The organism is Bacillus sp. Bos-x628 (assembly GCF_040500475.1).
Classification (GTDB): Bacteria; Bacillota; Bacilli; order Bacillales; family Bacillaceae; genus Bacillus; species Bacillus maqinnsis.
The window spans coordinates 2,474,466-2,488,049 of the sequence record NZ_CP159358.1; the positions used below are offsets into that span (position 1 = coordinate 2,474,466).

14 protein-coding genes are annotated in these 13,584 nt (G+C 39.0%); 6 read left to right on the top strand and 8 right to left on the bottom strand.

Going from position 1 to position 13,584, the window contains the following annotated elements; genetic code table 11:
* The first annotated feature begins 156 nt into the window (after nt 1-156).
* From spoIID to ABVJ71_RS12785, 3 genes are all read left to right on the top strand, one after another.
* Complete coding sequence (gene spoIID / locus ABVJ71_RS12775; RefSeq protein ID WP_353854347.1) at nt 157-1,182, top strand: stage II sporulation protein D; 1,026 nt, start codon at nt 157-159, stop codon at nt 1,180-1,182.
* A gap of 323 nt (nt 1,183-1,505) precedes the next feature.
* Nucleotides 1,506-2,204: a VWA domain-containing protein gene (locus ABVJ71_RS12780; protein WP_353854348.1), complete on the top strand. Its 699-nt coding sequence runs from the start codon at nt 1,506-1,508 to the stop codon at nt 2,202-2,204.
* Between the two features lie 84 nt (nt 2,205-2,288).
* Nucleotides 2,289-2,963: a VWA domain-containing protein gene (locus tag ABVJ71_RS12785; protein ID WP_353854349.1), complete on the top strand. Its 675-nt coding sequence runs from the start codon at nt 2,289-2,291 to the stop codon at nt 2,961-2,963.
* A gap of 41 nt (nt 2,964-3,004) precedes the next feature.
* On the opposite strand, the gene ABVJ71_RS12790 is transcribed toward ABVJ71_RS12785, so the two are convergent.
* A complete protein-coding gene (locus ABVJ71_RS12790) occupies nt 3,005-5,353 on the bottom strand; it encodes an FdhF/YdeP family oxidoreductase (RefSeq protein WP_353854350.1) in 2,349 nt (782 codons plus the stop codon).
* Nucleotides 5,354-5,789: 436 nt separating this feature from the next.
* Between ABVJ71_RS12790 and fdhD the strand changes: the two genes are divergently transcribed.
* Together fdhD and moaA are read left to right on the top strand one after the other, a co-directional pair.
* Nucleotides 5,790-6,578, top strand: coding sequence for a formate dehydrogenase accessory sulfurtransferase FdhD (gene fdhD / locus ABVJ71_RS12795; RefSeq protein ID WP_353854351.1), 789 nt, complete (start codon nt 5,790-5,792; stop codon nt 6,576-6,578).
* A 10-nt stretch (nt 6,579-6,588) separates the two neighbouring features.
* Nucleotides 6,589-7,608, top strand: coding sequence for a GTP 3',8-cyclase MoaA (gene moaA / locus ABVJ71_RS12800; protein ID WP_353854352.1), 1,020 nt, complete (start codon nt 6,589-6,591; stop codon nt 7,606-7,608).
* A gap of 262 nt (nt 7,609-7,870) precedes the next feature.
* Here the strand turns inward: moaA and rpsN are convergent, their stop codons facing one another.
* The 4 genes from rpsN to ABVJ71_RS12820 all read right to left on the bottom strand — a co-directional run bounded on the left by rpsN (nt 7,871) and on the right by ABVJ71_RS12820 (nt 9,997).
* The gene (gene rpsN, locus ABVJ71_RS12805; RefSeq protein WP_353854353.1) at nt 7,871-8,140 is read right to left on the bottom strand and encodes a 30S ribosomal protein S14; all 270 of its coding nucleotides are present in this window, start codon (nt 8,138-8,140) and stop codon (nt 7,871-7,873) included.
* A 255-nt stretch (nt 8,141-8,395) separates the two neighbouring features.
* Nucleotides 8,396-8,536 carry a GTP-binding protein gene (locus tag ABVJ71_RS12810; protein WP_353856662.1) on the bottom strand — a complete coding sequence of 47 codons (141 nt, stop codon included), beginning with the start codon at nt 8,534-8,536 and terminating at the stop codon, nt 8,396-8,398.
* 393 nt (nt 8,537-8,929) lie between these two features.
* On the bottom strand, nt 8,930-9,079 hold the full coding sequence (gene rpmG, locus ABVJ71_RS12815) for a 50S ribosomal protein L33 (protein ID WP_353854354.1): 150 nt from the start codon (nt 9,077-9,079) through the stop codon (nt 8,930-8,932).
* A 408-nt stretch (nt 9,080-9,487) separates the two neighbouring features.
* Nucleotides 9,488-9,997 (bottom strand): N-acetyltransferase family protein, encoded by a 510-nt coding sequence (locus tag ABVJ71_RS12820; protein ID WP_353856663.1) that lies wholly within the window; start codon nt 9,995-9,997, stop codon nt 9,488-9,490.
* A gap of 114 nt (nt 9,998-10,111) precedes the next feature.
* Here ABVJ71_RS12820 and ABVJ71_RS12825 point away from each other — a divergent pair, with 114 nt between their 5' ends.
* A complete protein-coding gene (locus tag ABVJ71_RS12825) occupies nt 10,112-11,008 on the top strand; it encodes a M23 family metallopeptidase (protein WP_353854355.1) in 897 nt (298 codons plus the stop codon).
* A gap of 81 nt (nt 11,009-11,089) precedes the next feature.
* Here ABVJ71_RS12825 and ABVJ71_RS12830 read toward each other — a convergent pair whose 3' ends face one another.
* From ABVJ71_RS12830 to ABVJ71_RS12840, 3 genes are all read right to left on the bottom strand, one after another.
* Nucleotides 11,090-11,437, bottom strand: coding sequence for a P-II family nitrogen regulator (locus ABVJ71_RS12830; protein WP_353854356.1), 348 nt, complete (start codon nt 11,435-11,437; stop codon nt 11,090-11,092).
* A gap of 17 nt (nt 11,438-11,454) precedes the next feature.
* Nucleotides 11,455-12,663 (bottom strand): ammonium transporter, encoded by a 1,209-nt coding sequence (locus ABVJ71_RS12835; protein WP_353854357.1) that lies wholly within the window; start codon nt 12,661-12,663, stop codon nt 11,455-11,457.
* A gap of 180 nt (nt 12,664-12,843) precedes the next feature.
* The gene (locus tag ABVJ71_RS12840; RefSeq protein WP_353854358.1) at nt 12,844-13,584 is read right to left on the bottom strand and encodes an amino acid ABC transporter ATP-binding protein; all 741 of its coding nucleotides are present in this window, start codon (nt 13,582-13,584) and stop codon (nt 12,844-12,846) included.

Consider the following 13,584-nt stretch of genomic DNA (forward strand, 5'->3'; position numbering starts at 1 on the left):
TACATTTTATTCATAAAGACGACCAGTAAATCTAATCAGAATGATCATATACCTAGTAGCATAATGACTTGTCTAATGAATGAAAGAACCTGTCATATTAGCTTGTCCTTGTCCATAGGATAAAAGAGATTCAATGACAAATGGGGGCAGCCAAATATGAAACCAATGATATGGACAATTGCAGGAATATGCATCATCATTTTAATGATTCCAACCTTACTTGTATTGCCGACGTTCCAAGGGGAAACGGCGGCCAATCAACACATAGCAGCAGAACCATCATTGAAAAAAGAAGTGAAAGGTTCAGTTAAATTGAAGCAATCACCCGTCTCCATACCCGTGTATCGTTCAGTGCATCAGCAGGTAGAGAATATCCCTTTAGAAGAGTATGTCATCGGGGTAGTAGCCTCTGAAATGCCGGCAGAATTTGAAATTGAGGCACTGAAAGCGCAGGCTCTCGCCGCCAGAACGTATATCGTCAGACAAATGATCATTGATAAGACAGTAAAATCACCTAAAGGATCACTTGTCGATGACACACAAATGTTTCAAGTCTACAAAAACAAGCAAGAACTAAAGAAAATTTGGGGGAAAGAGTACAATTGGAAACTGAAAAAGGTCACAGAGGCTGTGGCTAGCACACAAGGTAAAGTACTGACTTATGATGAAAAGCCAATTGATGCTTCTTTCTTTTCAACAAGTAATGGACAGACTGAAAATGCTGAAGCCTATTGGAAAAATGAAATCCCTTATTTAAAGAGTGTCTCAAGCAAATGGGATTCAGCTTCACCGAAATTTCAAAACACAAAAACGATGACGGTAAGTGAGTTTCAGCAAAAATTAGGTGTGACCCTCAACAATCGAAATCAGGTTGGAGAGATCACAGAACGGACACCTGGAAATCAAGTAGCTAAAGCAGTCATAAACGGTAAAACCCTAACAGGTAGAGATATTCGAGAATCACTCGGACTCCACTCTGCAGACTTTACTTGGAAGCGAAAGGGTCAACAAATTGTCATTACAACAAAAGGATATGGCCATGGTGTAGGCATGAGTCAATACGGTGCACATTATATGGCGCAGTCAGGAAAAAAAGTAGAAAGCATCGTGAAACATTACTATAAAGGGATTAAAATTGAGTCAGCTGACCGCTTTCTCAACACATATATGGCGAAAAAATAAAAACAAAGGTGTCTCCTAAACGGGGCATCTTTTTATTTTTTCAAGAAGGTTTGAACAGACTGTGTCAAATTGAGACTTAAGACGCAGGTTAGGCAATCTTAAACATTTATGTCCTGACAAGCACTGATGGCTGATACAAAGTCGCTCGAAAGACAGAGAAATTTAGGAAAAAAATGATGCGTTAGGTGAAAATATCTAGACATCTAACTGCTTTATAGTGATTTAGATGAAAGAGAAAAAGGGATCGTGTCCTATACCATTCCAAGAAAGAATCTTTTACGATTAAGGTGTTTCAATCAAATACATAAGGAGGAATGAAAAGTATGTTAAAAAAAGTATTTACACTCGTAGCCTTAGCTGCATTGACATTATCAATGTCAGTCTCTTCACCAGTACTTGCAGAGGCAAAAGCAGCCAAAAAAGATCAGAAAGATGTAAGAGTGACGATCTTGCTTGATGCAAGTGGAAGTATGGCAAGAAAAGTAGATGGTGAGCGCAAATTTGACCTAGCAAAACAAGAGGTATTTAAATTTGCACAGTCACTTCCGAAAAACGCCAACATTCGTATGAGCTTATTTGGTTCTGAAGGAAATAACAAAAATTCAGGCAAAGCTCAATCTTGTGAAGTCATTAGAGGAGTTTACGGCGTACAGCCTTATGAAAAACAAAGTTTTGAAAACTCCTTAAACGGACTTGGGCCAAATGGCTGGACACCAATAGCACGTGCTCTTGAAAGTGCAAAACAAACGGATATACAGTTGCATAAGGGAACCAAACATATTATTTATCTAATTACTGATGGCGAAGAAACTTGTGGCGGAGATCCAGTGAAAGTAGCAAAAGAATTGCATAAATCAAAAGGATCTACTGTCGTAAATGTCATTGGATTAGACTTTAACGAAGGCTATGAAGGCCAACTGATTCAAGTTGCCAAAGCTGGTAAAGGTCGATACTATCAAGCCAGTACTGGAAAAGAGATGGAGTCTATATTAACGGCAGAATCATTAAAACTACACGAATAACTTGCTGAAGAGAAGGGGAACGATTGATTCGTGCTATCGTTTCTCTTTTTCCGTACAAAACGTGAAAAAGGAGTGTCACAATTGATGAAAAAGAATATCATCTTGACGATTTTAGCTAGTCTTGTCTTACTTCTTTCTTCACCGGTTCATGCTGTTACAAAGAAGGAACCTGCTCACGTGGTCATATTACTAGACTTAAGCGGTAGTATGGCACAATCAATAGAAGGTGAGAAGAAAATTGATATTGCCAAGCGCTCTATCCAGAGCTTTTCAAGTATTTTATCAGAAGATACGCAGGTCATGCTTCGTGTTTTTGGTCATGAAGGCAACAATAAAAATGCTGGAAAAGCCATTTCATGCGCTAGCTCTGAAGCAGTCTATGGATTTGGAACATATGAACAAACGGCATTTAATCAAGCATTAAATGTTTATGGACCAACAGGTTGGACGCCATTGGCAAAAGCACTAACTGATACAAAGCAAGATTTTGAAGATCATCAAGCCGAAGGAAAAAATATCGTGTATGTTGTCAGTGATGGTCAAGAAACTTGTGGCGGAAATCCTTCACAAGCAGCAAAAGAATTACATGAAGACGGAATTGATACGATTGTCAATATCATTGGCTTTGATGTGAAAGAAAATGAAGCAAAAAGTTTGCAATCTGTCGCAAAAGCTGGCGGTGGAAAATATCAGTCGGCAGCGAATGCAAAAGAGCTGAATTACATTCTGCAGAAAGAAGCGAGTTCATTCGGTCAGTAGACACTTAAGAGCAGCTGGGGAAAACAATGCCCCAGCTTTCTTTAATTTAAGGTTGTTTCAAGTTCATCGATTCGTTTCTCGACATAGCGCTGATCCTTTCTTGCATGAAAGGTTTCAGCTTTTTCTAATACCGCTGCCGTATGATATTCTGGAATCTGAGAATAGCTCTCATATACGCCTTTCGGTATTAGTACGTTCCCTTCTGGCCAATAAATGGCGATATTGCCACGTTTCAGCTCTCCAAATTGAGCGACACCTTGATAGGATCCATATTGATTAAAGAGAACAACTAGGTCACCCGCTTCGACATATAGCTCTTTTGCATCTTCTTCATTCATTAGAATAGAATGGCGCATTCCTCCATTAAAGGCATCCTTTTCACTGTAAATCATTGAGTTAAACTGTTTCCCTCGTCTTGTCGTAATATTGAAATGTCCCTCCGTTTTCCGATATTTAGGAAGCTGCGCTGGAAGAAGGTGTCCTTTTCCATCTGGCGTCGGACAGATTCCATCTTCGCAAAGCCAAGCACCTCCCCATTGAAAAACGTCCCCTTTATGACGCAAATGCTGAATTCCATCATAGTTTCGGTTAGCAATTGCAATTTCACGACGAATGTCGTCAGCTCTTTCAAAATGTATAAGTTCTGCATCTTCTGGACGGACTCTTTTAGCAAGATCTATATAAATTTCCCATTCTGCTCTTGCTTCTTCAATACGTGGACCCTCAATTTCTGGACTGAAATAAACCATCCTTTCTGTGCTGGTCGACGTTCCTCCGCCTGGCTGTTCGTATCTCGTCATAGCTGGCAGAACAATTACAGCATCTTCTGCCTCTACAAGTGTAGAGGTGTTCAATATAATATCTTGATGGACACGCAGTTCTAGTTCAGATAAAGCTTTTTCGATCGTTTCTGGATTAGGCATGGTTTCTAAAAAGTTTCCTCCGCTAGTAAACAGTATTTTGAGCTTTTGCGGGTGTTCTTTAGGAAGTGCCATCTTTTCAAAAGATTGACCAATGGTATCACCATGCCATTTAGGAAGATCAAAGCCCCATATTTTCTCGACTCTTTTAATATTCTCTTCATCAAAATCACTGCCTGGTAAAACAAATGGATCGGCACCCATTTCTCCTGACCCCTGTACACCGCTGTGTCCGCGAATCGGCATGACACCACAATGTTTTCTGCCAATAAATCCACGTAACATGGCGAGATTTGCAACTTGCGATATATTATCTGTTGCAAAACGATGTTGAGTCAGTCCCATGCTCCAAATAAAAACACCTGAATTGGCACTCGCTAGCAATAATGCGAACTCCTTCATTCTTTCTTTCGATATGCCTGATGATGTTTCTAAGTCCTCCCATTTTAGCTTCGAGACATGCTGCTCTAAATCCTTTATGCCTGTTGTGTGTGCTTGAATGAACTCATGGTCGAGAGCGGAATGAGGAGCTTTTTGCTCCATATCAAACCAGTGCTTCATGACGCCGTTCATAAATGCAATATCGCCCCCTATATTGACTTGGTAAAAATCATCAGCAATTTTTGTGCCGAATAGAGCACTTTCTGGGATAGAAGGAATCCAATACTTTTCCATAGCTGGCTCTTTATATGGATTGATAACAATAATCTTTGTTCCCTTCTTTTTAGCAGCATACATATATTTAGTGGAAACAGGTTGATTGTTTGCTGCGACAGAACCCCAAAAAACCAATACATCTGTTCCAATCCAATCACTGTAGTTACAGCTAGAAGCGCCTATTCCAAGAGAACGTTTAAGGGCTGTTTTGCTTGGCGAATGGCAAATGCGGGAAGCATTATCGATATGATTTGTACCAATAAATCGTGCAGCCTTAGCAGCGGTATAATAAACTTCATTCGTAATCCCTCTAGCCGTTAAGTAGAAAGCAAGCTGACGCTTATCAATCGATTTGATCTTAGCAGCGATTTGATCTAATGCATCATTCCAAGAAATTCGTGAAAAGGCATTCTCGCCTTTTTTTCGGATAAGTGGATAAGGAATACGTCCAAGTTTACGAAGAGAGGTGCTATCCATTTTTTGTAATTGATGAATATCTTGAAACCATTTTGGATCAATGGCTGGCATGGTGTTAAGCCGAAGTAGATTTAGCCTTGTCGTGCATATATGAGGTCCTGCAAGTGTCTGATCGTGTAAACCTGATACACCAAGCGCACATCCGTCACAAACGCCCTGTGTTAAAATACGATAAGCGTAAGGAAGGTTATCTTTGTTTTCCCAAGCCACTTTCATTGTATCTCTGATATGTTTAGGTTTCACTTTTCCAATTCCCATAGGAGCAAAAGAGGCCCATAGCTTAGGCGAGGGTTTTTTATTGAGTTTAATAGGTCCCTTGTGTTTAGTTTTTCCCATGATATCATCACCCTCCTATACTTTTTTGAAGCGTTTTCATATCTAAAAATTACCTTTACATTGCGATTCTGTCAAATTTAATTTAAGTACGAGCAAAGATGGAGGAAGTGGCAGCGAGGCTTAATTCTCTAAGCTGATAGATATCCTTTCGAATGAGAAGGGATATGATGATGGCAATGAAAAATTAAGCCAGAGTACCAACAGAATCTATCATTCGTCAAAACACTCCATTCATGGAAATTCTATTGACAAATGGATTTCAACAGCAATCGTAGCGATAAGCCAACGATTTTTTGATTTGTTCATTGTGTGCCCACCCATATAAAGCAATTAAAAAGTTTGATAAGATAGAATGATGTTTCCTTTTTCTTACTTTTAAAAAATCATAATTCTATTGGTTCACATAAAAAATTGATGTTGAAAGGAAGATCATAAAATGAATCTATCTGTTAAAAAAGAACGAGTTATTCATCAATATCGTGCGGGCAAATTTAATTGCAAAACAGATGAAGTTGTAGAAGAATTTCCGTTAACCATTATGGTAAATGGCGAAGAGTTTGTGACACTTGTTTGTTCACCAGAACATTTGAGAGAATTGGTTATTGGATTTTTAGCTTCCGAAGGAGTCATTCGATTTAAAAATGAGATCAAAAGGTTTACAATAGATGAAAGTATGGGTTTTGCCTATGTTGAATTGAATGACACAAAGAATTTTCGTTCATCGGATTTTACCAAAAGGGTTATTGGATCTTGCTGCGGCAAAGGTAGACACTTTTACTTTCTTCAAGATGTGAAGACAGCTAAAACAGCAATTGATAAAATTAATATTTCTGCCGAAACCTGTATTCATTTGATGATGTGTTTACAAAATGAAAGCCAGTTATTTCAACATACAGGTGGCGTGCATAATGCTGGACTGTGTGACACAGAGAAGCTAATCATCACTAGAACTGATATAGGAAGACATAATGCGTTGGATAAAATTTTTGGATATTGCTTGCTGCACCGAATTTTTGTAAGAGATAAAATACTTGTGTTTAGCGGTCGGATATCTTCAGAAGTATTATTGAAGGCAGCAAAGCTGGGAGTTTCAATTGTGATATCAAAATCAGCACCTACTGAACTAGCACTTAAAATGGCAGAAGAGTTAAACATCACAACAGTTGGCTTCGTAAGAGGTGATTCTTTTAATATCTATACTCATCACCAGCGCATTATAGAATAGGAGGCAAAGAATGGTCAGTATTTTAGATAAAAGAAATCGGCCATTGCGTGATTTGAGAATATCGGTAACAGATCGCTGTAACTTCAGATGTACTTACTGTATGCCTGCTGAAATCTTTGGACCAGATTATCCTTTTTTAAATAAAGAAGAACTGCTTAGTTTTGAAGAAATTGAACGACTTGCTAAACTCTTTGCAAAAGATTTAGGTGTTGTTAAATTGCGCATAACAGGCGGTGAGCCTTTAATGCGAAAGGACTTACCAATTTTAATAGAAAAGCTTGCTAAAATACCAGGTATTGAAGACATTGCAATGACCACCAATGGCACCCTTTTACCTATATACGCAGATAAGTTAAAGAAAGCAGGTCTTCAGCGAGTTACCATTAGCTTGGACTCATTGGACCCTGAACGTTTTAAGAGAATGAATGGACGACAAATCTCTATACAAAAAGTTTTTGATGGTATCGAAGCAGCGAAAAAAGCTGGACTTGCTATTAAAGTGAATATGGTTGTTCAAAAAGGTGTGAATGAGCAAGACATTTTGCCAATGGCATCCTATTTTAAAGAAGCGGGACTCATTCTTAGGTTTATTGAATTTATGGATGTTGGCAATACGAATAAATGGAATCTAGAGCATGTTGTGACTAAAAAAGAGATCATTGAATTGATTCATTCCGAATACCCTATCAAACCTGAAGCACCTCATTATGCAGGTGAAGTAGCAAATCGTTTTTTTTATGAAGATGGTTCAGGAGAGATTGGAATTATTTCCTCAGTTTCGGATGCCTTTTGTGGTTCATGCAATAGAGCAAGATTATCTGCGCGAGGCGAACTGTTTACTTGTCTTTTCGCATCCTCGGGTTTTGATCTGAAGCAAATGATTCGTGCAACAGAAGATGATCAAGAAATAACGAAATTACTAAAGGAAGTATGGTCAAACAGACATGACCAATATTCAGCTGAGAGAGAGCAACAGAAAGCAAATAAATCAAATCACAAAAAAGTAGAAATGTCTTACATTGGTGGCTAGTGAGGTTAGTGACATCAATGTATCATGAACATTTATTCTTGAAAAGAAGAGAAAATGCCATAATAAATGAGGAAAATGCTTTTTTGAAAAAAGAACGATAAGAGTCTTAACTCAATCACCATAAGAAAAACAGCAGATATCCTGCTGTTTTTAAAATGCTATTTTATCCATCAAAAATGTCAGAGTAAGGTTGGAAAATAGATTTTTAGTCATTGAACTGAGCTTTACTTTTACATGTTCTGTGATAAAATCAAATCAATCTTTACCAGCTTGATTTTCTCACTCCTGGAATATGACCTTTATAGGCAAGCTCACGAAATGCAATCCTAGACATTTTAAATTTTCGCAAATAACCTCTAGGACGACCAGTTAATTCACAACGATTCTTTAAACGAGTAGGAGAGGAATCTCTAGGTAATTTCCGCAAAGCCTCATTATCATCTTTTTCTTTTAACTCTTTTCTTAATTCTGCAAATTTCAAAACGAGCTGTTGTCGCTTTTTTTCTTTTGCAATCTTTGATTTCTTGGCCACTCAAAACCCTCCTGCCGGTTTAATTTTGTATTTTCCATTGAAAGGGGTATTCAAACGTTGTCCAGTCTTGATTCAATTCCTCAGGTGTTAATAAGCATTAATCAAGTGTACGAATGATGTCTGCTTTTAGGCAAGTCTACATCGGTAAATACAAGTTTTGTGTGTCGACCTGCCAAACTCTGCATCCCATTCATCAAGAAGCTCTGGTTACTGATTTAAAATTCGTGATTTTTCTTTCTCAGGCATGGCGGCAATTCAATATACAATCGGTTCAATAGCAACTAATTTTCTGACCTGTGAAATTAAAATGGTTAGATCGTTATGTGTTACCAGCCATGCAAATCCTTTAGCGCGAACGATCTGTTCTAGCCTAGCATCTAGCCATGTATTTTGTATTTAGTCTAGGGAAGTCTTCGTTCGTTAACAAAGGAGGAGATTTGGTATTCTTCTGTTTCAAACGTAAGCTGGGTATGTTCTGCGTTGATTTCTTTTACCTGCCTTCGGATGCACTTGATTTTTCAAAGTCAAATAGTCCAAGTATTTACAATGTCATTTGGCTGTACCTGTCCTTTTGAGGTTCCAATGATTTTTGCTTCTGGTTGAAGTGTAGTCAGCACATGCTCAAGTCAATTTAGTGCAGAACATGATTTAATATAATTGTTTTTCCAGCTTCTAAAAATCCGCTTAATACAGTAACAGGTATTCGTTTATTCATTTGTTTCTGTTCCTGTGATCATTTTCTTTTATGTCGCCTTAAAGAGTAATTATTACGATTTGTAGTTTAAAAAATTATTTTGTTTCTCTATGAAGGGTGTATTTCTTTAATCGAGGAGAATATTTGTTTAACTCCAATCGATCTGGATTTGTTCGTTTATTTTTTGTAGTGATATAGTTTCTGTCACCTGTTTCAGTACAGGCTAAGGTAATTTTCACACGCATACGTAATGTCATCCTCCTTTATTTCGTAATTATTACGATTTGTATTCTAAAATGATTAGAGCTTATTGTCAAGTATCATTGTTGATGAGATGAATTTAGCAGAAAGGGGTAGCGCAAATGAATAGGATACCCCTTTACTTGAAAATTCACAAATGTAAATGCACATCTAATCTTCATTCATGAAGATAAAACTTCAAATGGTTCCTTATTGCTTCAATTACTGCCTGATTTATACACGATCTTTATCTAATGATGATACTAAGGTGAGGTACTGTCGTTTTACAAGTGTTTCTCATTGAAGAACAGGTAATATTTTACAAAGAAAATTTTTTTTCAAGGATGCGAAACAGTTTCAACAACTGTTAATCGCATCATAAAGCGACTTTTTCGCAGAGAGACAACTCTGCTTTAAAGTTCTTTGCCTAAAATATCTAGGTCGTATCGGATTCCATCCATTTCAGCGATACGTGGCAAGTGTCCCCATGTGTGAAACCCGTGCTTTTTAAATAGCCTAATACTGGCTTTGTTGTGGCCAAAAATAAAGGCCAACAACGTACGAATGCCTAATGAGGGTGCTAATTCAAGGGCTTCCTGTAAGAAGAGCGAACCTAATCCTTTTCCTCTATAATCTTGATTTAAATATATACTAATTTCAACGGTCCCGTTGTATGCAGGTCTCCCGTAAAACGTTTCAAAGCTGAGCCAGCCATAGATGGTGCCTTCATGATCTGTTTTGACATAGAGCGGGCGCTTTTCTGAATGATTCAAGAACCAGTTTCGCCGGTCTTCCACTGTGACAGGTTCTGTATCAGCTGTGACTTTTCTTGAAGCAATGGTTGAATTGTAAATATCTACAATCGCTTTAAGATCATCTTCTGTTGCCAAGCGGTTAAATGTTTTCACGATAGAGTCCTCCATTTTTTTCATTCGTCATACATATTTTTTATGTGATTGCGCAAAATAAAAAGAAAAATGATTTCGTGTGTATATATTTTCTGAAAAGTGTTCAGAATGTTGCTGAGGTGATGAAAAATGAGAGAGGAAGAAAAGAAAAGTACTTCCAAAATCACAAAAGTTCAGCAATTTTTCCGTAAGCGCTGGGTATTCCCTGCTATTTATTTGGTCAGCGCGGCGGTCGTGTTAACAGCAGTACTTTGGTATCAAGCGGTATCAAATGATGTGAAAGACCAACTATCTGATGGGAATCAAACAGGGCAAGAACAACGTGATGATGCCGTTGAAGTTGGCAAGCCAATTGAAAATGTTGCTATGCCGGTTCAGAATTCTGATAATGTTTCTGTCGTGAAAAAGTTCTATGAAGCAGATGCTGATCAAAAAGAAAAAGAAGCAGCACTTGTAAACTATAATAACACCTATACCTTAAGTAAAGGTATTGATCTTGCAGATAAAGATGGCAAAGTGTTTAATGTCACAGCTGCTCTTAGTGGAACTGTTGTTCAAGCGAAAAAAGATCCAGTCCTTGGTCACGTGGTTGAAATTGAGCATGAAAATGGTTTATCGACTGTATATCAATCATTGTCTCAAGTGAATGTAAAAGAAGGCGATGAAGTGAAGCAGAATGATGTCATCGGTTCTTCTGGAAAAAATTTATATGGTGCCGAAAGTGGAAACCATGTTCATTTTGAAATTCGTATGGAAGGTCTAGCGCTTAACCCGCTTAGCTTCATTGATAAGCCTGTATCAACAATTGAAAAGGCAGCGCAAGAAGTGACGGAAGAAGCGAAGGAGCCTGCTCAGCCAAAAGCTGAGGATAAAGCGAAGGAACCTGCTACTGAAGATAAGACCAAAGAGCCTGCTGAAGAGCAATCTGAAGAAAAGTCTGAAGAGAAGGGGAAATCCTCTGATCAAGAAAAGTCTTCAAATCCATCTAAAGATAGCAGTCAGTCAGAAGAAACAAAACAATCTTAATCTCTTGCAAGATCCTCTGTGCATTCGTCACAGAGGTTTTTTTGTTTCAAAAGAATCCTCCGCCTTATGGCGGGGGATGCGTTATAAGGCGGCAGGTCCTTCTTCACCTGTCCGGATGTTGATCGTATTCTCTATTTCATATATAAAAATTTTCCCATCCCCTGGCTCGCCTGTGCGGAGTACCTTCTGAGCTGTTTCGACAACCTGTTCGACAGGCACTTTGCTCAGCACAATTTCGATCTTTAAGCGTTCATATACATTGCTTTCTTTTTTGACGCCGCGATATAGCTCCGTATGTCCCTTTTGTAATCCGCAGCCGTGTACGTTTGAAAATGTGATAGAGGTGACACCGATTTTCCCAAGCTCCACCTTTAATGCTTCGAAATTAGCTGGACGTGTGACAATCTCCACTTTATACATTTTGCTCATACAGACACCCCTTTTCCTTAATCTTGATAAGCTTTTTCGCCGTGCATGGTTAAATCAAGACCTACTGATTCTTCTTCTTCGGTTGCACGAATTTTGAAGAATATATTGACGACTTTTATGATCACGTAAGTCACAATCGCTACAAAGAGGTAAGTTGCCACAATGGCCACAATTTGTTTCCAAAGCAAACTTGGATCTCCATAGAACAATCCGTTGGCTCCTCCATCATTGATGGATGTTGTCGCGAAAAGACCTGTTGCGATTCCTCCCCATGTACCACCAATTCCGTGAAGACCGAATGCGTCAAGTGCATCGTCATAGCCAAATTTTGCTTTGAGTGAGAAGACACCCCAGAAGCAGACGACTCCGCCGATCAATCCTATCATAACAGAAGCAAATGGTGTGACAAACCCTGCTGCGGGTGTGATGGCAACCAGACCCGCAATGGCTCCTGAGATGGCCCCGAGCATGGTTGGTTTTTTATTGATCATCCATTCGACTAAAAGCCAGCCAATTATTCCAGCGGCGGCGGCTGTATTGGTGTTGATAAAAGCAAACATGGCGACACTGTCTAGTGTGAGGGCACTTCCAACGTTAAAGCCAAACCAGCCAAACCAAATGACAGCTCCGCCAAGAAGTGTGTAGATCAAGTTGTGAGGTGATGAACTCGTTGCTTCTTTTCGTTTACCAAGGACAATGGCAACGACAAGACCGGCTACACCTGAAGAAATATGAACAACGTTTCCTCCAGCGAAATCAAGTGCACCCATTTTACCAATCCAACCGCCACCCCAAACCCAATGTGCGACTGGTGCGTATACGAAGGTGACCCACAGGAGTGTAAAAACAACCACAGCCGAGTAACGAATTCGTTCGGCGAAGGCCCCAGAGATGATGGCTGTCGTTAAAACGGCAAATGTCATTTGGAACATCATGAACAATGAATGTGGAATGGTGTCACTATATGGACCAGGCTCGAAGCCGACGCCTTTTAGACCAACCCAGTCAAAGCCCCCGATCAATGCGTTTCCTGGCGCAAAAGCCAAGGAATAGCCAAACACGATCCAGACGATGGATACAACGGCTAGTGATGTTAAGCTATGCATTGTTGTACTTAACACGTTTTTGCTTCTCACGAGTCCTCCATAAAATAAGGCTAAACCCGGTGTCATTAACCACACGAGTAATGTGCAGAAGAACATAAATACTGTATCACCCATTTGCATGCTGCATTCCCCCGAATCATTCAGAATTAATAATTTCTTAATTCTTCATTATAGAGAGAAAAGTAATATATAACATAATTATGTTAGTTTATCTGACATTGTTTTTGGTTATTTTAAATATAAATGGATGAAAAATGAGAAGAAACGTGTGGTGACCGGTAAAAATGGAGGTCGTTTGACCTATAAGATAGAGCTGAGGAAAAGTTTGGTTCGTTCCTCCTGAGGGGAATCAAACAATTCCTCTGGTATTCCTTGTTCAACAATGCGTCCTTCGTGCATATAAACTACTCGGTCCGCTACTTCTTTGGCAAAGCCCATTTCATGTGTAACGATCACCATTGTCATGCCGTCCTTTGCAAGGCTTTTCATTGTTTGCAAGACTTCTCCTACAAGCTCTGGGTCAAGAGCGGATGTAGGTTCGTCAAATAACATGACATCAGGTTTCATAGCGAGAGAACGTGCAATTGCGACTCGCTGCTTTTGTCCGCCTGATAATTTTGAAGGATACACCTTTTCTTTATCAGCAAGCCCGACTTTTTCTAACAAGACTTTGGCTTCAGCTATGGCCTGCGCTTTCTTCGTTTTCTTGACCATAACAGGCGCCTCAATGATGTTTTCAAGCACGGTTTTGTGCGGGAAAAGGTTGAAATGTTGAAACACCATGCCAATTTTTTGCCTCATTTTATTTAATTGGTCACGTTTTGGATGAATCGGATTGCCGTCGATCATGATGTCTCCATCACTTTTCATTTCTAAAAAGTTCATACACCTCAGTAACGTGCTCTTTCCAGAACCGCTTGCACCAATTAAGACGACGACATCATTTTCATATACTGTCAGATCAATATCTTTTAAGACATGTAAGTCTCCGAAGTATTTATTTAATTTTTCAACACGGATGATTTCTTTTGACTCTGTCAT

Bases quoted from the DNA above. Each gene is read 5' to 3' on its own strand.
- ABVJ71_RS12785 (WP_353854349.1), top strand. From the start codon at position 2,289: ATGAAAAAGAATATCATCTTGACGATTTTAGCTAGTCTTGTCTTACTT.
- ABVJ71_RS12840 (WP_353854358.1), bottom strand. From the start codon at position 13,584: ATGACAGAGTCAAAAGAAATCATCCGTGTTGAAAAATTAAATAAATAC.
- ABVJ71_RS12790 (WP_353854350.1), bottom strand. From the start codon at position 5,353: ATGGGAAAAACTAAACACAAGGGACCTATTAAACTCAATAAAAAACCC.
- fdhD (WP_353854351.1), top strand. From the start codon at position 5,790: ATGAATCTATCTGTTAAAAAAGAACGAGTTATTCATCAATATCGTGCG.
- ABVJ71_RS12820 (WP_353856663.1), bottom strand. From the start codon at position 9,997: ATGGAGGACTCTATCGTGAAAACATTTAACCGCTTGGCAACAGAAGAT.
- ABVJ71_RS12780 (WP_353854348.1), top strand. From the start codon at position 1,506: ATGTTAAAAAAAGTATTTACACTCGTAGCCTTAGCTGCATTGACATTA.
- spoIID (WP_353854347.1), top strand. From the start codon at position 157: ATGAAACCAATGATATGGACAATTGCAGGAATATGCATCATCATTTTA.
- ABVJ71_RS12835 (WP_353854357.1), bottom strand. From the start codon at position 12,663: ATGCAAATGGGTGATACAGTATTTATGTTCTTCTGCACATTACTCGTG.
- moaA (WP_353854352.1), top strand. From the start codon at position 6,589: ATGGTCAGTATTTTAGATAAAAGAAATCGGCCATTGCGTGATTTGAGA.
- ABVJ71_RS12830 (WP_353854356.1), bottom strand. From the start codon at position 11,437: ATGAGCAAAATGTATAAAGTGGAGATTGTCACACGTCCAGCTAATTTC.
- rpmG (WP_353854354.1), bottom strand. From the start codon at position 9,079: ATGCGTGTGAAAATTACCTTAGCCTGTACTGAAACAGGTGACAGAAAC.
- ABVJ71_RS12825 (WP_353854355.1), top strand. From the start codon at position 10,112: ATGAGAGAGGAAGAAAAGAAAAGTACTTCCAAAATCACAAAAGTTCAG.